The sequence below is a fragment of the Pseudomonas fluorescens genome (genome assembly GCF_902497995.1).
GTDB classification, from domain to species: Bacteria; Pseudomonadota; Gammaproteobacteria; order Pseudomonadales; family Pseudomonadaceae; genus Aquipseudomonas; species Aquipseudomonas fluorescens_BK.
In genome coordinates this window covers 1-18,778 of the sequence record NZ_CABVII010000030.1, presented here as the reverse complement: position 1 = coordinate 18,778, position 18,778 = coordinate 1, and the positions used below count along the sequence as shown (strand labels likewise).

18 protein-coding genes are annotated in these 18,778 nt (G+C 60.4%); 5 read left to right on the top strand and 13 right to left on the bottom strand.

Going from position 1 to position 18,778, the window contains the following annotated elements:
* Position 1: 1 nt before the first annotated feature.
* A complete protein-coding gene (locus F8N80_RS26805) occupies positions 2-961 on the top strand; it encodes a diiron oxygenase (RefSeq protein ID WP_150785068.1) in 960 nt (319 codons plus the stop codon).
* Between the two features lie 14 nt (positions 962-975).
* Positions 976-1,776, top strand: a complete 801-nt coding sequence (locus tag F8N80_RS26800) for an N-acyl homoserine lactonase family protein (protein ID WP_150785067.1) — start codon at positions 976-978, stop codon at positions 1,774-1,776.
* A 110-nt stretch (positions 1,777-1,886) separates the two neighbouring features.
* Here the strand turns inward: F8N80_RS26800 and F8N80_RS26795 are convergent, their stop codons facing one another.
* The 5 genes from F8N80_RS26795 to F8N80_RS26775 all read right to left on the bottom strand — a co-directional run bounded on the left by F8N80_RS26795 (position 1,887) and on the right by F8N80_RS26775 (position 7,432).
* Entirely contained in the window at positions 1,887-3,317 is a 1,431-nt protein-coding gene (locus F8N80_RS26795; protein ID WP_150747471.1) for an aminotransferase-like domain-containing protein, read from the bottom strand.
* A 234-nt stretch (positions 3,318-3,551) separates the two neighbouring features.
* Positions 3,552-4,256 carry a hypothetical protein gene (locus F8N80_RS26790; RefSeq protein ID WP_150747470.1) on the bottom strand — a complete coding sequence of 235 codons (705 nt, stop codon included), beginning with the start codon at positions 4,254-4,256 and terminating at the stop codon, positions 3,552-3,554.
* Between the two features lie 223 nt (positions 4,257-4,479).
* Positions 4,480-4,980, bottom strand: a complete 501-nt coding sequence (locus tag F8N80_RS26785) for a hypothetical protein (protein ID WP_150748931.1) — start codon at positions 4,978-4,980, stop codon at positions 4,480-4,482.
* A 221-nt stretch (positions 4,981-5,201) separates the two neighbouring features.
* On the bottom strand, positions 5,202-6,716 hold the full coding sequence (locus F8N80_RS26780; RefSeq protein WP_150785066.1) for a sensor histidine kinase: 1,515 nt from the start codon (positions 6,714-6,716) through the stop codon (positions 5,202-5,204).
* A gap of 5 nt (positions 6,717-6,721) precedes the next feature.
* Positions 6,722-7,432, bottom strand: a complete 711-nt coding sequence (locus tag F8N80_RS26775) for a response regulator transcription factor (RefSeq protein ID WP_150748929.1) — start codon at positions 7,430-7,432, stop codon at positions 6,722-6,724.
* Between the two features lie 151 nt (positions 7,433-7,583).
* On the opposite strand from F8N80_RS26775, the gene msrB reads away from it, so the two are divergent.
* Entirely contained in the window at positions 7,584-8,102 is a 519-nt protein-coding gene (msrB, locus tag F8N80_RS26770) for a peptide-methionine (R)-S-oxide reductase MsrB (protein ID WP_150748928.1), read from the top strand.
* Positions 8,103-8,169: 67 nt separating this feature from the next.
* Entirely contained in the window at positions 8,170-8,883 is a 714-nt protein-coding gene (msrA, locus tag F8N80_RS26765; RefSeq protein ID WP_150785065.1) for a peptide-methionine (S)-S-oxide reductase MsrA, read from the top strand.
* Here msrA and F8N80_RS26760 read toward each other — a convergent pair.
* The 8 genes from F8N80_RS26760 to F8N80_RS26725 all read right to left on the bottom strand — a co-directional run bounded on the left by F8N80_RS26760 (position 8,877) and on the right by F8N80_RS26725 (position 17,324).
* On the bottom strand, positions 8,877-9,131 hold the full coding sequence (locus F8N80_RS26760; RefSeq protein WP_150748926.1) for a Txe/YoeB family addiction module toxin: 255 nt from the start codon (positions 9,129-9,131) through the stop codon (positions 8,877-8,879). The genes msrA and F8N80_RS26760 overlap by 7 nt on opposite strands.
* Positions 9,128-9,382 (bottom strand): type II toxin-antitoxin system prevent-host-death family antitoxin, encoded by a 255-nt coding sequence (locus tag F8N80_RS26755; RefSeq protein WP_082069261.1) that lies wholly within the window; start codon positions 9,380-9,382, stop codon positions 9,128-9,130. Before F8N80_RS26755 ends, F8N80_RS26760 begins: the two co-directional genes overlap by 4 nt.
* 189 nt (positions 9,383-9,571) lie before the next feature.
* A complete protein-coding gene (locus F8N80_RS26750; RefSeq protein ID WP_150785064.1) occupies positions 9,572-10,081 on the bottom strand; it encodes an adenylate kinase in 510 nt (169 codons plus the stop codon).
* Between the two features lie 12 nt (positions 10,082-10,093).
* Entirely contained in the window at positions 10,094-12,040 is a 1,947-nt protein-coding gene (locus tag F8N80_RS26745; RefSeq protein WP_150785063.1) for an alkaline phosphatase D family protein, read from the bottom strand.
* A 154-nt stretch (positions 12,041-12,194) separates the two neighbouring features.
* Complete coding sequence (locus tag F8N80_RS26740) at positions 12,195-12,416, bottom strand: formate dehydrogenase subunit delta (protein WP_150748924.1); 222 nt, start codon at positions 12,414-12,416, stop codon at positions 12,195-12,197.
* A complete protein-coding gene (gene fdhF, locus F8N80_RS26735) occupies positions 12,413-15,295 on the bottom strand; it encodes a formate dehydrogenase subunit alpha (protein WP_150785062.1) in 2,883 nt (960 codons plus the stop codon). The genes F8N80_RS26740 and fdhF overlap by 4 nt, the downstream gene beginning before the upstream one ends.
* Entirely contained in the window at positions 15,292-16,851 is a 1,560-nt protein-coding gene (locus F8N80_RS26730; protein WP_191632991.1) for a formate dehydrogenase beta subunit, read from the bottom strand. Before F8N80_RS26730 ends, fdhF begins: the two co-directional genes overlap by 4 nt.
* On the bottom strand, positions 16,848-17,324 hold the full coding sequence (locus F8N80_RS26725; RefSeq protein ID WP_150748922.1) for a formate dehydrogenase subunit gamma: 477 nt from the start codon (positions 17,322-17,324) through the stop codon (positions 16,848-16,850). The genes F8N80_RS26730 and F8N80_RS26725 overlap by 4 nt, the downstream gene beginning before the upstream one ends.
* A 504-nt stretch (positions 17,325-17,828) precedes the next feature.
* Here F8N80_RS26725 and F8N80_RS26720 point away from each other — a divergent pair.
* Positions 17,829-18,170 carry a potassium channel family protein gene (locus F8N80_RS26720; protein ID WP_150748921.1) on the top strand — a complete coding sequence of 114 codons (342 nt, stop codon included), beginning with the start codon at positions 17,829-17,831 and terminating at the stop codon, positions 18,168-18,170.
* Positions 18,171-18,778: the final 608 nt, after the last annotated feature.

Here is an 18,778-nt window from a genome sequence, read left to right as displayed (position 1 = left end):
CATGCAAACAGCAATCGAGATCGCCAAGGTCGATCATCAACTGGTCGTGCGGCTCAATCAGGCCTGGACCAAAAGAGCCACGGTGTGTGCACCGGACAACGCCGGGGCCAGTGAAGCGTTCGATCCGGCACGCCCGGATTATCCGGAGTGCATGGTGCCGTTTTTTCATCATCCGAAGTTCCAGGCGCTGAGCGATGAACTTAAAAGCACCGTACTGACCTGGGGCTGGATCGGCTACAACCTGCGCACGGTGACCGCCGAAGAACATGTGGTGAACCCGGCGCTGAGCGTCATCGCCAATCAGTACCTGGGCAAGAACGACTGGCATTTTCGCGAGGCCATGCAGCAGACCCTGATCGACGAGCACTACCACACGCTCATGCACCTGCGGGCCATTGAGCGTACCAGGGAGGAACGTGCACTCGATCAGGACCTGGACTTGCCGCCGTCGGTGACCTACCTGCGCCTGCGTGCCCTGCATGAAGAGTTGCCCGAGCAATGGCAACGGGATCTGGCGGCGATCACTTTTGCAGTAGTGGCCGAGATCAGCGTCAATGCGTATCTGGATCTGCTGGCCGACGATCAAAGCATTCAGCCGCAAAACCGTCGGGTGGCCGAACTGCATAATCGCGACGAGTATGCCCACAGCAAAATTCTCGCCGAAGTGGCGAAGGTCATGTACGCCAACATGCAGCCGACTCAGCGGACGTTTTTCGCACAGACCTTGTCGGTAGCGCTGAGTGCCTTTGTCGCGCAGGACTACTCGATGTGGGAGGCGATTCTGACGCAGCTCGGGGTCGAGGACGCTGCGCTGATCATGGCCGACACCCGGGAGAGCAACAAGAACGCCACGATCATGCGTGACTACAGCGGCCTGCATCGGCTGGCCCGGGATCTGGGCATCAGCGACGAGATCGATTTCGACTTTCGTCCTACCCTCAAAGCCACGGCAGCGGCTTGAATCAGGAGGTGAATATGTCCGTTCCTGTGTACGAAGTGTTCGCCATCCGTGTCGGCGCCAATGCCCAGCGCACCGCCCGGGAGAATTTTCTCTACGATGCCTGTTGCGGTAATCCCGATGCAGCCATGCCGCTGGATTACTACTTCTGGGTCATCCGTAACGCGCAGCAGGTGATTGTGGTCGACACCTGTTTTCAACCGGCCACGGCGCAAAGGCGCAACCGTCAGATGTATCGCCTGCCGGAAGAATCCCTGCGTCAACTGGACATTGATCCGGTGCAGGTCGACAACCTGATCCTGACTCATTTGCACTGGGATCACGCCGGTAATCTTGCGCTGTTTCCGCAGGCCACCGTGCATCTGCAGGAAGCGGAATTGCGCTTCTGTACCGGGCCGAAAATGGCCCATCGCACGGTCAATAAAACTTACGAGGTCGACGATGTGATGTCGGCGCTGCCGCCATTGTTCGAAGGGCGGATGCGTTTGCATAACGGCGCTGTCGAGGTGATTCCCGGAGTGACCTTGCATCCGGTAGGCGGGCATACGCCGGGTAGCCAGGTGGTGCGGGTGAATACCGCAAGGGGCTGGATTGTCCTGGCTTCGGATGCTGCGCATTTGTGGGCGAACATCCGTCAGCGTAGTCCGTTTCCGATTCTTGATGATCTGGCGCAGACGCTGGAAGCGTTCATCGAAATCGATCGTCTGGCCGACAGCGAAGACCACGTCATTCCCGGCCACGATCCGCTGATCGCCGAACGTTTCCCACACTGGAATGACGATCCGCACATTATCTGCCTGCACCAAAACCCGGCCTGACGACTCACTCCTGTGGGAGCGGGCTTGCTCGCGAATGCGGTAGATCAGTCACCATTGAAGTCGACTGGCAGACCGCATTCGCGAGCAAGCCCGCTCCCACAGGGTACGGGTCAGTCCTGGTTTTTGAGTAGTTGGCCGAGGGTTGCCAGCGCCTCATCGATCCGCGGTGAATACGGCGCTCCACAGCCAATGCGCACAAAGTGATCGAAGCGCTTGGCGTTGGAAAAGATATCCCCAGGTGAAGTCTGGATCCCGGCCTTCAACGCTTCATGAAAAAACGCCATGGACGAATAATGGCGAGGCAGTTCCACCCACAGCAGCGTGCCGCCCTGAGGGCTGGTGACGCAGGTGCCTGGAGGAAAGTAACGGGTGATCGCCGCGCTCATCTGCTGGCGTTGTTGCGTAAGAACTTTCCTCAAACGGCGCAGGTAACGTTCGTAGGACGGGGTCTTCATGAAGGCACTGACAGCCAGTTGCGACAGCGCTTCGCAACCGCGGGACTGGGTATGCTTGAGCATTTCCACGCGCTCGTGCCATTTCCCCGCACTGATCCAGCCCAGGCGCATGCCGGGTGCCAGGGTTTTGTTCAGCGAGGCGCAATAGATCACGTTGTCGGTGCGGTCCCAGTGTTTGAGCGTGGACAACGGCTGCTCGGTATCCACCAGGTCGCCATAGGTGTCGTCTTCGATCAGCACCGTATTGTGCTCCGCACACAGCTGCACCAATCGCGCCTTATTGGCGTCGGGCATGATGCTGCCCAACGGATTTTGCAGGTTGGGAGTGACGATCAGCGCCTGAATTCGCTCGGCACCTTGCAATAGTTGTTCGAGGGCCAGCAGATTGATCCCCGCCTGCGCCGTCGCCGGGACTTCCAGCACCCGCAGGTTCAAGCTTTCGAGAATTTGCAGCAGGCCGTAAAAGGTCGGCGATTCCACGGCCACGGTGTCGCCGGGTTGGGTCACCGCCCGCAAGGCCAGGTTGATCGCTTCGGTCGCACCATTGGTGATTACAATCCGCTCCGCGGGCAGGTTGGCCTTGGCGGTCAGCGCCCGACGGGCAAGGATGTTACGCAATGCGCTGTTACCGCAGGTCGGTCCGGTCGCGCCGAGCAAATGCTGATCCTGGCGCAGCGACTTGATCATATGGTCCTGCAAAGTCTTTAGCGGATAGAGTTCCGGCGCGCAGTAGGCACTGGCGAAATTGACCTTGATCGTCGCACGCTGGCTGGCCTTGAGTACCGACGACACCTGTTCGTGAATGCCGACATAGACACCGGTGTCGACGGGCGGGGAAGGGGTGATGGCGCCAGGCTTGGGCATGTCGTCAGGCTGGCGAATGTAGTTGCCGGAGCGCGGACGGGCTTCCAGCACGCCGTAGTCCTCGAGCTCCCGGCATACCTGAACCGCGGTCGACAGGCTGACGGCGTGTTTTTCCATCATCAGCCGAATGGAGGGGAACCGCTCCCCGGTTTTCAAGGTGCCGCTGCGGATCGCATCGAGGTAGTGGTTGGCTAACTGACGGTACAAGGGGAGCGTGTGCATGATGACCTCAGCAATCGCACCACTGAAGTCTTGGGCTGGAAAGTGAGTTGACGCTCCCCGCAGGCGGACCCGTGGTGTTCAAGGGTTAAGGGAAGTGTTCTTTCTGCTGTCGATACTGAGAGAGTAATCGTGCTTTTGCTGGAGTCGCAGGCAATAAAAAGCCCCGCTCCAGGGCGGGGCTCCTGGGCGGGGCTCTTGGCTCAGTGGCGTCTGAAGCGCCGCTGGCAGGGGGTGTTACTGGGCGGCGATGCTGTAGCCCTCGAACGCGGTTTGCTGCTGCAGCGCGGTAATGATGTTTTTACGGCTGACCGCTTGCTCGGCCCCGGCATTGTCCAGGAACGTCTCGCTTTCCAGCTCCGCTTCATCCCCTTCACCGACGAAGGTCAGGCCCAGGAACTCCAGGGCTTTACGGTCCATGTTCAGACGCGAACGCGGGGTCCGCAGCGGCAGCGTGACGCTTATGCCGTCTTTGCTGATGGTAAACACTTCACCTTCCTTCTTGGCCCGCGCAGCCTTGCTCTTGCCACTGGTCGGGTTGCTGATGGCCTGGTGAGTCTGGTTCAGCACCTTCAGCGCCAGACCGTAGACGATTTCCTGAAAGGCCGGATCGTCCTTGAAACTGGAGAGAATCCGGCTGATCGGGAATTTGCTGCTCAGGTCCTCCAGGGCCGCGATGTCAGCCGCTTCGGCATCCTTGAGTTGCTTGAGCTCGCCCATCAATTCATAGGCTTTGTCGTCGTCGAAACGGTCGTGAGCCTGGCGAATCGCGGCACGCAGCTCGCGGATCTGGTCGCTTTCCCGGGTGGACTGGAAAGCGTCCAGGACCATCTCGCTGATGGTCTTGGCCTGGGGTACATGCTGTGAAAGATTGATGGAGTTTTCGTATTCCGCTTTGGACGACAAGGTGACTACGGATTCAGCGGTATTGGAATCGGACATTGAAATTTCACTACTTCTTTTAACTTGGGTTGAGGCGAGAAAGCACAGGGGCCTTTTCAGGTCGGCTAATCTATTGGACCTGCGCGGCGTTGTCACGGCTGTCGGACAAAACACCTGATAGCGCCCCCCTGTAGGAGCTGGCTTGTCGGATCGCCGCACCGCAGCGAAGGGGCCCTCAAGTCTTGCGGCGCTCTCCAAGCCGCCTTCGCTGGCAAGCCAGCTCCTACAGGGGGACCGTCTTCAGGGACAGGAAAATCAGATAAAACCTGACTGAACGTCCGCAAAACAAACCGGTGGCAAGGCCCGACGCACAGGCCTTGAGCAGCACCATCGGAAGCGTCGCCGCATAGGCCGGGTTAACTTCGGCCGCGTAGCCAAAGTAGTAACTGACGGCAAAAAGCATGAGATAGAGCACCAGGGTATTGATGGTGCCCGGCAGGATCAACCCGGTGCCTGTGTCATCCAGCTCGACACCCTCGCGGGAAAAAATCACCAGCGCGACGATGCCGCCGAACATCACCGCGGCCATCCAGCAACTGATCGATAGCAGCGGATTGATGGTCAGGCCCAGGGAATACAGGGACCAGCCGAGTAAAATCGGCGGAGTGATCAACAACGACGTTTTACTTTCCCGGGTTGGGGAGAGGGCCCTGATGCCGAAGTAGCAAAGCAGCAGAAATATCGCGTAGACCCACAGCGGGGTGTTTTGCAAGGTGTTGAGCATTTTGCCGCTTCCTTGTGGAAGAGATGCAGAGAGCGAAGCGGATGGGCGCAGTTCGAAGCGTTATGCTTACTGCCCTCATCGGGCCACAGCCTGTCAATGAACATTGAACGCGGGTTTTCAGGGGCGGGATACTGTCAAAGTTGACAGTTCGACCAATTATTTTTTGATCGATGGGGGCTGCGGGATTTCGGATGACACAGCGGTGCAAGCGCCACAACCCCTCACGCTTGTCCCGGTGTGTTCAGGTTCATTGAGTGCACCGCCATTGCGGACGCGGTTTGCTCATCCACCGCCAGCGAAAAGCGAAAGCTCGCGCCGCGTCCGGGAATATCGATCAGCTGGATCTCGTGACCGTGCAATTGCAGGATCCGATGGACGATGCGCAACCCAAGCCCGCCATCGCGCCGCGCTCCACCGATGTTGAACGGGCGCAGGAACAGGCCTTCACGCAGTTCGGGCGCGATACCGGGGCCGCTGTCGCTGACGGTGACTTCGACAAGAGACCCATGGGGACGCAGGCTGAGTTCGATTTCTCCACCTTGTGGGGTGTGGCGCAGTGCATTGTCGAACAGGTTGGTGAGCACTCTTTCGATCAACCCCAGGTCGGCGCAGGCGGTCGAAACATTGGGGGTAAAGCTGGCTTTGAGCTCGACCTGGCGCGCCTCGGCCGTCAGTTCGAATTTCTGGAAGATGTCCTGCACCAGATCGGTCAGGGAGAAACGTTCCAGCACCGGTTGCACGAAGCCGTGTTCCAGGCGCACCAGTTCCAGCAGCGACTGCGCCAGGCCGCCGACCTTGCGGCTTTGATCCAGGGCGATGCCCAGGTAGCGGCGACGGTCGGCGGGGGACAAGGTGGCATCCTTGAGCGACAGGGTTTCCAGGTAGCCATGCAGCGAGGCCAGAGGTGTGCGCAGGTCGTGGGAAATGTTCGCCACCAGTTCGCGACGTTCCTGCTCCTGGCGGGTCAGCGAGCGCCATTGTTCACTGAGTCGTGCCTGCATCTGCCGGAAGGTGGCGTCGAGCACGGCAATTTCATCGTGACTGGCGGGTTTTTCTACCGGGGCAGGTGGCGGCATCGGTAGGCCGTCAATGTCGAATCCGCTGACGTTTTCGGTCAAGCGGCGCAACGGCCGGGTGATCAGCGCGAAGGCCGCAAGTCCGGCAATCAGGCACAACAAGGCCACCAGTGCGATGGATGACAGGGCGGTATTGAGCGCTGCACCGGTGGCGCCGCGTTCGGCGAGGCGGTCGCGCTCTTCACCGAGCAGCACCACATACAGGTAGCCTGCCGGTTTGCCATTGACCTGCAACGGCGCGGCGCTGAACACCTTGCGGCCATCGGCGCTGCGCGGGTCGTCGCCGAGAATCGGCAAGGCATCCCCCTTGAGCAGACGCTGGACTGGCGCCAGGTCAACTTGCTGCCGGCGGATCCGCCCCTCGGGTGCCGCGCTGCCGACAATCGCGCCTTCGGTGTCCAGCAGATAGACCTCGACGCTAGGGTTGACTTGCATCAGCTTGCTGAACAACTCGCGCACGGCATCGGGCATCAGGCCATTGGCATCCATCAGCACCGTGTCCTGGGCGATATGCTGCGCCAGGTTGCGCGACAGGCCTTGCACCACCTCCAGTTCATGCATCTGGCTGGAGCGCACCTGCATCCACGCCGAGGTACCGCAGCACACCAGCAACAGCACGGCGAAGACCAGGGACAGGCGTTGCGTCAGGGTCAGCCTCATGGGCGCTATTGCTCCTTCGCCGCGAACTTGTAGCCACGACCCCACACCGTGAGGATTCGCATGGGTTGTGCCGGATCGGCCTCGATTTTCGCGCGCAGGCGGTTGATGTGCGTGTTGACCGTGTGCTCGTAGCCTTCGTGGCTGTAACCCCACACGGCGTTGAGCAAGTCCATGCGCGAGAACACCTTGCCGGGTTGGCGGGCGAAGAAATACAACAGGTCGAACTCCCGGGGCGTGAGGTCGAGACGGCGGCCGTCAAGGGACACCTCGCGGGTGATCGGGTCGATGGCCAGGCCGTCGATGATCAGGCTGCCGGCGTCCATTTTCAGGTTGCGGGCCATGGCGTCGACCCGTCGCAGCAGGGCTTTGACCCGGGCGACCAGCTCCAGTATGGAAAAGGGTTTGGCCAGGTAGTCGTCGGCACCGAGTTCGAGCCCGAGAATACGGTGGACCTCGCTGGAGCGCGCGCTGGTGATGATGATCGGTGTGTAACGGGCCATGGCGCGGGCGCGGCGGCAGATTTCCAGGCCGTCGATACCGGGCAGCATCAGGTCGAGAATCAGAGCATCCCAGCTTCCTTGCTGCAACAGGCGCATGCCTTCGTCGCCGTTGGCGCAGTGCACCACCTCGAACTGCTCATCGCGCAGATGCAGGCAGATAAGGTCGGCGATAGGCAGGTCGTCCTCGACCACGAGGACGCGTTTGGTCGGTTCCATCAAGCTCAATCCTTCGGCGCGATGAGCGCATTGTGCGGGTTTTCCTCGGCTGGAGTTATCACGAATTGTTTAACTCTGCGTGAGGTTTTGGCGATCAAACCAAGCCTACGCTGTGTTCCTTGTCAGGCACCTGGATTTATCGGAGAAGATCATGTTTTCACGGCGGCAGTTTCTTGGAACGTGCGGCGGGCTGGGGGCTGCAGCCTTGGTGATCGGTGTATTGCCAAAATTTGCCGCAAGCGCTGCCCTGGTCAGTGAGGCCAGCGCGGCGGAGGTATTCGAGGTGAGCCACAGCGACAGCGAATGGCGCGCCATGCTCAGCGCCGGGCAGTACGAAATCCTGCGCGAAGAAGGCACCGAGCGGGCCTACAGCAGCCCGCTGAACAATGAACACCGGGACGGCATTTTTGCCTGTGCCGGCTGCGATCTGCCGCTGTTTTCCTCCGCGACCAAATTCGACAGCCGTACCGGCTGGCCGAGCTTCTGGGCGCCGCTGGACAAGGCCGTGGCCACCCGTCAGGACCGTTCATTGGGCATTGTGCGCGAAGAGGTCCACTGCCGGCGATGCGGCGGTCATCTGGGGCATGTCTTCGATGACGGGCCCAAACCCACCGGCTTGCGTTACTGCATGAACGGTCTGGCGCTGACCTTCAAGCCACAGGTGGCTTGATCCTTTCTCGATTGCCTGCGCCGCCTGTCGCAGGTGAAGGCCTTTCATTCATTCAGGAGTCAGCGTCATGAAAACCCTGTTCACCTGGCGTCGCGCCCTGTTGGGGCTGGCTGCCGCCGGCGTCATCGGTCAATGCGCGGCGTTCTCGTTCGGCGCCGCTGAAAAAGCAGTGATCATTGCTCCTCCGACCCTCGATGAGACGACCCAGGCTCGTAGCGAAACCGCGGTCCTTGCCGGCGGTTGCTTCTGGGGCGTCCAAGGCGTGTTCCAGCATGTCAAGGGTGTGAAGAAGGCGGTCTCCGGTTACGCCGGCGGCGCAGCCGACACGGCTCGGTATGAGCGGGTCAGCGAGGGTGATACCGGCCACGCGGAGTCCGTCGAAGTGACCTTCGATCCGACTCAGGTCAGTTATGGCACCTTGCTGCAAATCTATTTCTCGGTAGCCCACAACCCGACCGAACTCAATCGTCAGGGACCTGACACCGGTACCCAGTATCGGTCGGCGATTTTCCCGCTGAGCAGCGAACAGCAGCGCGTGGCTCAGGCCTACATCGCCCAGCTGGACACCGCTCGCTCGTTCGATAAGCCCATTGTGACCCGGCTTGAAAGCTACAACGGTTTCTACCCGGCGGAGGAGGAGCACCAGGATTTTCTGACCGAGCACCCGACCTATCCCTACATCGTGATCAACGACCTGCCGAAGGTGGCACAGTTGAAGCGGCTGTATCCGGATCGGTATCAGGAAAAACCGGTGTTGGTGAAGGCGGGTTTATCTCAATAGTGGTACCTGCACATTACGATGCTTATTAAATCGTCCGCGACTGCATAGACCAAGCGATGCTCGGCAGTGATCCGGCGTGACCAGAAGCCGCTCAAGTTGTGTTTGAGCGGTTCAGGTTTTCCAAGTCCGTCGAATGGCTCGCGCTGGATAGATTTGATCAGCAGGTTGATTCGCTTGAGTGCTGCCTTATCGTTGTGCTGGAACCACAGATAGTCTTCCCAACCTTGCGCGGTGAACTCGATATTCATTCTTCGATGAGTTGCCTGGCTTTGGTTTTGCCCGCCCGCAGGTTGCCGATCGATTTGATCAGTCGCTCGGCATTGGCTGGGGAGCGCAGCAGATAGGCGGTCTCTTCGAGGGCGTTGTACTCCGCCAGAGACATCATCACCACGGGTTCTCCTTTCTGGCGAGTCACCAGCAATGGGGCACGGTCTTCATTGACCCGGTCCATGGTTTCGGCCAGGTGAGCTCGTGCGGTGGTGTAGTTGATGGTTTGCATGTTGTAGTCCTCGCTCAATGCAAAGAACGTACAGAAATAAGTACAGGATGACAAGGCGATACCTACTAATGGTTGATACGTAGACGATGCATCTACGTTAGTGCTGAGTATCGCCCAAGGTTCCTCGAGACGTTTCCGTAACGGGTGTAGTCCTGGTCCGACTCATCCGCCATCCTCTTGCACCTGGTCTCAAACAAACGGGGTCTCTGGCAGGGCATTGATGAAATCAGTGATTTCCATCCGGTTCACCAGTTGAAGTTTCGGGCCGCTGAACCCAGCGAACAGTTGCTGATGCGCAGCATATCCGCTGGACCCTTCTCGCGTCCGATAGCTGCCGGCCCAGCCCAGCAAAGCAATCAACAACTCGTCATGATCATCGCGCCTGGCTTCTCGCTGGCGAATATTGGCAATGCATTCTTTGTCTTCAATACACAGCCAGATCATCGCGGTGGCGCGGTAGATCAGTTCACTGGCCATCCAGCCGTAAACTCCCTCGATGACCCAGCGCTCTTCACTGGCGGCAATCCGCGCCATCGCCAATGCCTCGCCTCGGGGACGGGCGATGCTGTGTTCGTCGGATAGCCAATGAATCGAATCCAGGTCAACCCACGATACTTGTAGATGCCTGGCCAATCGCTCGGCCAGCCAGCTCTTACCGGAACCGGAGTTGCCAATGATCAGGGTTCTGGTGAAATCCATAAGCGACACCGATCAAATGTGGGCGCAATGATCATTTCCCTCAGGCGCCACCATCCGCGTCTTCGGCGAACCATCCGCATTCAACTGATAAATCTCCTGGGGTTGTCCTTTTTCATTAAAGAACACCTGCCCGATCCCCGCCGAGTTCCACAGCCGCTCCCCCGCTTCCGCATGTTCCGGAACATGCGGAACGATGCGCATCCGTCGGCGTTTGGTCAGCCAGTTCAGCGGCGAGCGGGGTGAATAGAGCCAGCGGTTGAGACGGTCGAACCACTCGAGCAGGCTCGGTGGAAATTCGTTTTTTATGCCACTGCTGGTGACCTGCCAGATCCTCGGGCCCGCCTTGCGATGTCGGATAAGCACTTCGTAGACGAAGGAATAATGCACATCGCCCGATAGCACCACGTAGTTACCGGGTGTACGCGAGTGTCGGAAAATATTCAGGATCACCTGCGCCGCGCCACGATGAGCCATCCAGTTTTCCGCGTCCACCAGCAAGGGATAACCGAACCAGCTGAACGCGCGCTGCACGGTTTCGATCAGTTTGACGCCAAAGATCGGCGCGGGCGAAACGATGATCGCCGAGGGATGATCCAGCAATTCCTGTTGCAGCTCGCTGAGGGCCTCCCAATCCAGCAAGCCTGACGGCTGCTTGAGCGTCATCTCACTGCGCCAGCGTCGGGTGCGGGTGTCGAGCACGACGATCGCCGGGGTGGTGGGCAGCACGAAATGCCAGTTCTGGAATCTCAGCAACTCATCGATCAACGCGTCCTGGACATCACTGTCCAGGTAATGGTCCTGCCCCGTGGCACTCAATAAACGGGTTTGCTCCAGCACGCCGCTGAACGCATCCGGGTTATTGCCCCAGCCCTGGCACAGCAGGTAGGCGATCAACGCATTGCCAATGATGCGCTTGGAGAACGGATGGCCGTAGGCCGTTTCCTCCCACTGCGCGGAAAGATTCCAGTCATCGGTAATGTCGTGATCGTCGAATATCATCAGGCACGGCATATGCGCAAGCGCTCGGGCGACCTTGCCAAGACCGGCCTTGAAGCCATCGATGCGCGTCTGCTCCAGCGCATACCGCTCGCGCCGTTCGGGAATCAATTTCGGCGGTTTCGGCGCGATCAAGGTCCAGGGCGTCGGCGACCACACCAGCAGGTACATGGCCATGACCTCGGCGAAGGTCACCAGATGGTTGTCGGCACTGCTGCTGGTGAAAATCGGCTTGCGCGCCCCACCGAAAAATCGGTCACGCAGGGTGTCGTTGCTCTGCAGCGCCGGTAACAGATCCGCACGATGATAGTAACTGGCCGGGTGTTTGTAGAGCTTGGCGCTGTCGCTCACTACCGCACCTTCGAGGTGTTCCTCGAATAGCCCCAGCCGCTCGATCAAGGCATGAATGGCCCGCAGCGTTGGCCCTGCGACATCGTCGGCATACACCTGGTCGCCGCTCATCATCAACAATGCCGGACGCTTTTGCGCCTCCGGCTCTGCCTCCAGCAAACGATCGACACAGAGCAGACCATCCGGTGCCGGGAAGTGCGGCTTGCGGCAGGAACCGTGCAGCAGTTGATCGACCTGTGAGCGCAGGACAAAATTCGGGCAACGGGCCTCGCCGTACAGCAAATGCGGGGCCCAATCGGCGATGCCCGACTCGGTGCCATCGTCGTCGCCGATCAACAGGTCGTAGTCGATCAGCGTGTCGCAGGGCAGGGGGCAGTCCAGTGGCACATCGATCAAATGCACGAACGCATGAGTACCGACCGGGATCACCGTGCACTGTGTGTCGTCCAGGCGGATATCGTCGGTATTGTGCAGCCGCAACGTCAGCGACAATGCCCGCGACCCCACCAGCCACAACACCAATCGCGTGGGCTCCAGCCGCCGCAACAGCGGGCCGACCAAGACAGGGGGCAGGGGGTGATGAGCGTCAGGCAGTGGCAAAGACATGGACATCCGGGGTCTTGATACAGAGAAGCGCGCAATGATAACGCAGCTGATGTCAATGAACTGCAACTGGCGTCAACCTGCCAGCCAAGGCCGCAACTGACTACCCGCTCTCATGACATCAGCCTCGCCATTGGCCACAACCCAACGGGCTCGTGTGAACCTAAGCCTCCCACCCCGCCCCACTGACCGCCGCCTGCGCCAGTGGGTGCAACTCTGCCCCCTGATGCTCTGTCTGCCAGGCCAGCAACTCCTTGCGCATGCCGGGCGTCCAGTACATCTGCAGATGATTACGCACGCCGAGCACAGCTTGTTGCTGGTCCGGCTCGCTGGCGAAGTATTGGGCGATCTGGTTGACCATTTTGATCAGGTTGGCAGTGCTCATCGGCGTACCTCCGCTTTAGCGCCGCGCGCCTGGCGGCGTTCGTTGAGCAAACGGTGCTGTTCGTCGCTGAACGCCTGGTAGCGCTTTTGCCACTCGGAAGGGTGGTAGACGCGGCTGACTTCCACGGCAGTGACCTTGTACTCCGGACAGTTGGTGGCCCAGTCGGAGTTGTCGGTGGTGATGACGTTGGCCCCCGATTCCGGGAAGTGGAAGGTGGTGTACACCACGCCCGGGGCGACCCGTTCGGTGACCCGCGCACGCAGTACGGTCTGGCCGGCGCGGCTGCCGATGCCGACCCAGTCACCTTCGTTGATGCCACGGCTCTCGGCGTCGGTCGGGTGGATTTCCAGACGGTCTTCGGCGTGCCAGGCGACATTATCGGTACGCCGGGTCTGGGCGCCGACGTTGTACTGGCTGAGGATGCGTCCGGTGGTCAGCAGAAGAGGGTAGCGATTGTTGACCTTTTCCTCGGTGGGCACGTAGCCGGTGAGCATGAAGCGCCCCTTGCCACGCACGAATTCCTCGATGTGCATGGTCGGCGTGCCGTCCGGCGCCGCGGCGTTGCATGGCCATTGCAGGCTGCCGTGGCTGTCCAGTGCGGCATAGCTGACATTGGTGAAGGTCGGCGTCAGGCTGGCGATTTCATCCATGATTTCGGACGGGTGCCGGTAGTTCATCGGGTAACCCAGGGCGTTGGCCAGGGCCACGGTGCCTTCCCAGTCGGCCTTGCCGCCCAGGGGCTCCATGACCTTGCGCACCCGGGAGATGCGCCGCTCGGCGTTGGTGAAGGTGCCGTCTTTTTCCAGGAACGAGCTGCCCGGCAGGAACACGTGGGCGAACTTGGCGGTTTCGTTGAGGAAAATGTCCTGCACCACCACGCACTCCATGGCCGACAGCGCCGCGGTGACGTGCTGGGTATTGGGATCGCTCTGTGCGATGTCTTCGCCCTGGCAATACAAGCCCTTGAAACTGCCGCCCAGCGCCGCCTCGAACATATTGGGGATGCGCAGGCCCGGCTCGGGTTGCAGGGTGACGTTCCAAGCCTGTTCGAACTGCGCCCGTACCACCTCGTTGGAGATGTGACGGTAGCCGGGCAGTTCGTGGGGGAAGGAGCCCATGTCGCAGGAACCCTGAACATTGTTCTGCCCCCGCAGCGGGTTCACGCCCACGCCTTCGCGGCCAATGTTGCCGGTGACCATGGCCAGGTTGGCGATGCCCATGACCGCGGTGCTGCCCTGGCTGTGCTCGGTGACGCCCAGGCCGTAGTAGATCGCCGCGTTGCCGCCAGTGGCATACAGACGGGCGGCGGCACGGATGTCGGCAGCGTCTACACCGCAGATGGGACCAAGGACTTCCGGCGAGTTTTCCGCTCGGCTGACGAACTCGCTCCAGTGGGCGAAATCCGTTCCCTCGCAACGGGCGTCGATAAAGGCCTGGTTGAGCAGGCCTTCGGTGACGATGACGTGGGCCAGGGCGTTGAGCATCGCGACGTTGGTGCCCGGCCGCAGGGCCAGGTGCACTTCGGCGCGGGCATGCACCGAGTCCACCAGATCGATGCGGCGTGGATCGATGACGATCAGTCGCGCGCCTTCACGCAGGCGGCGTTTGAGCTGGGAGGCGAATACCGGGTGGGCATCGCTGGGGTTGGCGCCCATCACCAGGATCACGTCGGCCTGCATCACCGAGTCGAAACTCTGGGTGCCGGCGGACTCGCCCAGGGTTTGTTTCAGGCCATAGCCGGTTGGCGAGTGGCAGACCCGCGCACAGGTGTCGACGTTGTTGTTGCCGAAGGCGGCGCGCACCAGTTTTTGCACCAGGTAGGTTTCTTCGTTGGTGCAGCGGCTGGAGGTGATGCCACCAATGGAGTCGCGGCCGTATTTCTGCTGCAGCCGACGGAACTCGCTGGCGGCATAGGTCACCGCTTCATCCCAGCTGACTTCCTGCCAGGGGTCGTTGATGTGCTGGCGGATCATCGGCTTGGTGATGCGATCCGGGTGGGTGGCGTAGCCCCAGGCGAAGCGCCCCTTGACGCAGGAGTGGCCGTGGTTGGCCTGGCCGTTCTTGTCCGGAACCATGCGTACCAGCTGGTCGCCTTTCATCTCGGCGCGGAACGAGCAGCCTACGCCGCAATAGGCACAGGTGGTGATCACGCTACGTTCGGGCTGGCCCAGTTCGACCACGCTTTTTTCCATCAGGGTCGCGGTGGGGCAGGCTTGCACACAGGCGCCGCAGGACACGCATTCCGACTCGAGGAAGTTATCGCCACCGGCGGCCGCGACCCGGGATTCGAAACCGCGCCCGGTAATGGTCAGGGCAAAGGTGCCCTGGGTTTCTTCGCAGGCGCGAACGCAGCGGTTGCAGACGATGCACTTGCTCGGGTCGAAGTCGAAGTAGGGGTTGGAGGTGTCCTTGACGTCGGCCAGATGGTTGTCGCCTTCATAGCCGTAACGCACCTCCCGCAGGCCGACCTGGCCGGCGACGGTTTGCAGCTCGCAGTTGCCGTTGGCCGAGCAGGTCAGGCAATCCAGCGGGTGATCGGAGATGTACAGCTCCATGACGTTGCGGCGCAGCGTCGCGAGTTTTGGGGTCTGGGTGTGCACGCTCATGCCTTCGCTGACCGGCGTGGTGCAGGACGCCGGATAACCGCGCATGCCATCGATCTCCACCAGACACATGCGGCAGGAGCCGAAAGCTTCCAGGCTGTCGGTGGCACAGAGTTTGGGAATGGTGGTGCCCAGCAGCGCGGCGGCGCGCATCACCGAGGTGCCTTCGGGCACGCTGATGCTACGGCCGTCGATGTTCAGGGTGACTTGCACCTGACTGTCGCGGGCCGGAGTGCCTAGATCGATATCGGTGTTCGGGTCGAAGAGAGTGATCATTGCTCGGCCTCCGAGGGCTGCAAGCCGAAGTCGGCGGGGAAGTGCTTGAGGGCGCTGGCGACTGGAAAGGAGACCATGCCACCCAACGCGCACAGCGAACCGTATTGCAGGGTGTCGCACAGGTCCTTGAGGATGATCACCTGCTCATCGCGACCGCTCTGGTCCGGTGCGGCCAGCAGGCGGTCGATCACCTCCACGCCCCGGGTCGAGCCGATGCGGCAGGGGGTGCATTTGCCACAGGATTCTTCGGCGCAGAACTGCATGGCGAAGCGTGCCATATGGGCCATGTCCAGGCTGTCGTCAGCCACCACCACACCGCCGTGACCGAGCATCGCGCCGATGGCGGCGAACGCTTCGTAGTCCAGCGGCGTGTCGAATTGCGCCGGTGGCACCCAAGCGCCGAGCGGCCCGCCAACCTGCGCAGCCTTCAGCGGCCGGCCACTGGCGGTCCCGCCGCCGTAGTCTTCCACCAGTTCCCGCAGGGTCAGGCCAAAGGCCCGTTCCACCAGGCCGCCGTGACGAATATTGCCCGCCAACTGGAAGGGCATGGTGCCCAGGGAGCGGCCCATGCCGTAATCGCGGTAGAACTGCGCGCCCTTGGCCAGAATCAGCGGCACCGAGGCCAGGGTCAGCACGTTGTGCACCAGGGTCGGCAGGCCGAACAGGCCTTTCAAGGCAGGGATCGGCGGCTTGGCGCGAACGATCCCGCGCTTGCCTTCGAGGGAGTCCAGCAGCGCGGTTTCCTCACCACAGATGTAAGCGCCGGCACCGACCCGCACTTCCATATCGAAGGCCTGACCGCTGCCGCCGACGTTCGAGCCCAGATAACCGGCGGTCCGTGCGATGTTCAGCGCTGCACGCAGTGTGGCCACGGCATCCGGATATTCGGAGCGTACATAGATGTAGCCGTAGGTGGCGCCAACGCAGAGGCCGGCAATGGCCATGCCTTCGATCAGCAGGAAGGGGTCGCCTTCCATTAACATGCGATCGGCAAAGGTGCCGGAGTCGCCTTCGTCGGCGTTGCACACAATGTATTTCTGCGCCGCCTGGGTGGCACGGACCGTGCGCCATTTGATCCCGGCCGGGAAGGCCGCACCGCCACGGCCACGCAGGCCTGAATCGAACACTTCCGTCGCGGTCTGCTCGCCGCCAATGGTGACGGCCCTTTTTAAACCCTCGAAACCGCCGTGCTCCCGGTAATCGTCCAGCGACAGCGGCCGGGTGATGCCGGCGCGGGCGAATAGCAGGCGTTGTTGAGTCTTCAGATAAGGCAGCTCTTCCACCAGACCCAAGGCCAGAGGATGAGCGGACGGTTCGCCCAGGGCATCGAGCACCGACGGCACATCGGCAGCGGTCAGCGGGCCGAAGCCGATACGGCCTTGCGGGCTGTCCATTTCCAGCAACGGTTCCAGCCAATACAAGCCGCGCGAACTGGTGCGCTGCAGCTCCAGTGGCAGATTGCGTTCCCGGGCCTGAGTGATAAGGGCCACCGCCACCTCATCGGCACCCACGGCACGGGCCAGCGAATCACTGGGCAGATAGAGAGACGGCATCATGCGTCCTCCCGGCAGGCGTCAAGCAACGCATCCAGACGCTCGGCGCTGAGCCGCGCATGCACCCGGCCATCCAGTTCGAGCGCGGGCGAACAGGCGCAGGCGCCGAGGCAATACACCGGGCGCAAACTGATGCTGCCATCGGCGCTGCTGCCGTGATCGTCCAGTTGCAGGCGTTCGCGCAACTGCGCCGCGAGCTGCTCGGCACCGCGGCTCTTGCAGGACTCGGCCCGGCACAGCCGCAGGATATGCCGGGCCGGCGGCGCGGTACGGAAGTCATGGTAAAAGCTGATCACCCCGCGAACCTCGGCCTGACTCTGGTTCAGCGCGTGGGCAATCTCGGGTATAGCCGCATCGGGGATGTAACCGATGCGCTCCTGAATATCATGAAGGATGGGCAACAGTGCGCCCGCAGAGCCCTTATGGCGCTCCAACAGGCTGTTGACCATTGGCAGGTGCAGCATCTCATCAGGCATTCAGCAATCCTCACGGTCACGGACACACCAGAAGGTCGTCGGTTGTCCGAAAGTGTCGGCTGCGGCATTCACGCCACGTCACGGTATCGTGGCATTGTCAGGCCGTTGGCCAGGGCACCCTGAGCGGGCATCTTGTTGTGCCCGGCGCGGTCTTTGCCGCACCTCTTAAAGGGCATTAAGGCAGCTTGCCATGCTGCTTTTGATTCATCTGCACCAGAGCGACGTGTTCGATTCTCTTTACGACTACCTGTTAAGTCTAGAAGAGCGCAGCCGAAGGCGTTCACTCACTCAATAGCTTTCAGATAATCCTTGAACGCGATGGGCGGCCCATCAAGCTGCTCCATCGACCGCGCATTGCTGAAATCTGCTGTCAATCCATGGGCAATGTGGGGCGCGGGTGTCGGAGGAAGTCATCGGCACTCCTGGCGCTTGTGCCAAGCTGAAAGGGTGTTGATACACCGTGCATTCAATTGCCGGCAAGGCTAACCCCCCAGGGTCCATGACATGAACACCACTCATGCAGCGCACGTCCGTCGAGAGTTCTATAAAGCAGTCGGGTTCTACTTTCACGTTGTCTGGCCGATTTTTTCCATACTGCTGTTTTTGATTGTGCTGTTTGGCCTGATCATCAGCTATCTGGAAGGGTGGAATCCGTTTGACGGTATCTACTTCGCGTTCGTGACCGGCCTGACCATCGGTTATGGAGAACTCGTCCCCAAACTGGCCGTCTCGCGGATTCTGGCGATTTTATTGGGATTTAACGGGGTACTGATGACGGCGATATTTGCGGCGATCAGTATTCGGGCCATTGAGATTGCGGTGCGGGCGACAGATCAGGTGGAGTAAGGAGCGACGGTGTGGGGCAGCACGCACAACCCCTGTAGGAGCGAGCTTGCTCGCGAAAGCGCCGGTTCAGCCAACATCAATGCTGAATCACTGCCCTCATCGCGAGCAAGCCGACAATACCTACCGGGTGATGACCAGATCTTCAGGAATCACCTCTACACGTGGATCGAGCACAGCCGCCATGATGCGGCGGCATCAGGGCAGTGTGTTGTCGTCTTATCAACGGTTCGATCTTCTCGGTCGAAATCTGGGTAAAAGAGGTGTTGACAGCAGCGAGTAACGCTGTAGAATTCGCCTCCCGCTAACGAGAGATCGGAAGCGCAAGTGGTTGAAATTGCAAAGGAAACTTTGAAAATTTCTGAAAATAACCGCTTGACAGCAGCAGAGGAAAGCGTAGAATGCGCGCCTCGGTTGAGACGAAAGATCTTAACCAACCGCTCTTTAACAACTGAATCAAGCAATTCGTGTGGGTGCTTGTGGGGTCAGACTGATAGTCAACAAGATTATCAGCATCACAAGTTACTCCGCGAGAAATCAAAGATGTAACCAACGATTGCTGAGCCAAGTTTAGGGTTTCTTAAAAACCCAAAGATGTTTGAACTGAAGAG

Coding starts and splice junctions, on each gene's coding strand:
- F8N80_RS26805 (WP_150785068.1), top strand. CDS start 2: ATGCAAACAGCAATCGAGATCGCCAAGGTCGATCATCAACTGGTCGTG.
- F8N80_RS26800 (WP_150785067.1), top strand. CDS start 976: ATGTCCGTTCCTGTGTACGAAGTGTTCGCCATCCGTGTCGGCGCCAAT.
- F8N80_RS26795 (WP_150747471.1), bottom strand. CDS start 3,317: ATGCACACGCTCCCCTTGTACCGTCAGTTAGCCAACCACTACCTCGAT.
- F8N80_RS26790 (WP_150747470.1), bottom strand. CDS start 4,256: ATGTCCGATTCCAATACCGCTGAATCCGTAGTCACCTTGTCGTCCAAA.
- F8N80_RS26785 (WP_150748931.1), bottom strand. CDS start 4,980: ATGCTCAACACCTTGCAAAACACCCCGCTGTGGGTCTACGCGATATTT.
- F8N80_RS26780 (WP_150785066.1), bottom strand. CDS start 6,716: ATGAGGCTGACCCTGACGCAACGCCTGTCCCTGGTCTTCGCCGTGCTG.
- F8N80_RS26775 (WP_150748929.1), bottom strand. CDS start 7,432: ATGGAACCGACCAAACGCGTCCTCGTGGTCGAGGACGACCTGCCTATC.
- msrB (WP_150748928.1), top strand. CDS start 7,584: ATGTTTTCACGGCGGCAGTTTCTTGGAACGTGCGGCGGGCTGGGGGCT.
- msrA (WP_150785065.1), top strand. CDS start 8,170: ATGAAAACCCTGTTCACCTGGCGTCGCGCCCTGTTGGGGCTGGCTGCC.
- F8N80_RS26760 (WP_150748926.1), bottom strand. CDS start 9,131: ATGAATATCGAGTTCACCGCGCAAGGTTGGGAAGACTATCTGTGGTTC.
- F8N80_RS26755 (WP_082069261.1), bottom strand. CDS start 9,382: ATGCAAACCATCAACTACACCACCGCACGAGCTCACCTGGCCGAAACC.
- F8N80_RS26750 (WP_150785064.1), bottom strand. CDS start 10,081: ATGGATTTCACCAGAACCCTGATCATTGGCAACTCCGGTTCCGGTAAG.
- F8N80_RS26745 (WP_150785063.1), bottom strand. CDS start 12,040: ATGTCCATGTCTTTGCCACTGCCTGACGCTCATCACCCCCTGCCCCCT.
- F8N80_RS26740 (WP_150748924.1), bottom strand. CDS start 12,416: ATGAGCACTGCCAACCTGATCAAAATGGTCAACCAGATCGCCCAATAC.
- fdhF (WP_150785062.1), bottom strand. CDS start 15,295: ATGATCACTCTCTTCGACCCGAACACCGATATCGATCTAGGCACTCCG.
- F8N80_RS26730 (WP_191632991.1), bottom strand. CDS start 16,851: ATGATGCCGTCTCTCTATCTGCCCAGTGATTCGCTGGCCCGTGCCGTG.
- F8N80_RS26725 (WP_150748922.1), bottom strand. CDS start 17,324: ATGCCTGATGAGATGCTGCACCTGCCAATGGTCAACAGCCTGTTGGAG.
- F8N80_RS26720 (WP_150748921.1), top strand. CDS start 17,829: ATGAACACCACTCATGCAGCGCACGTCCGTCGAGAGTTCTATAAAGCA.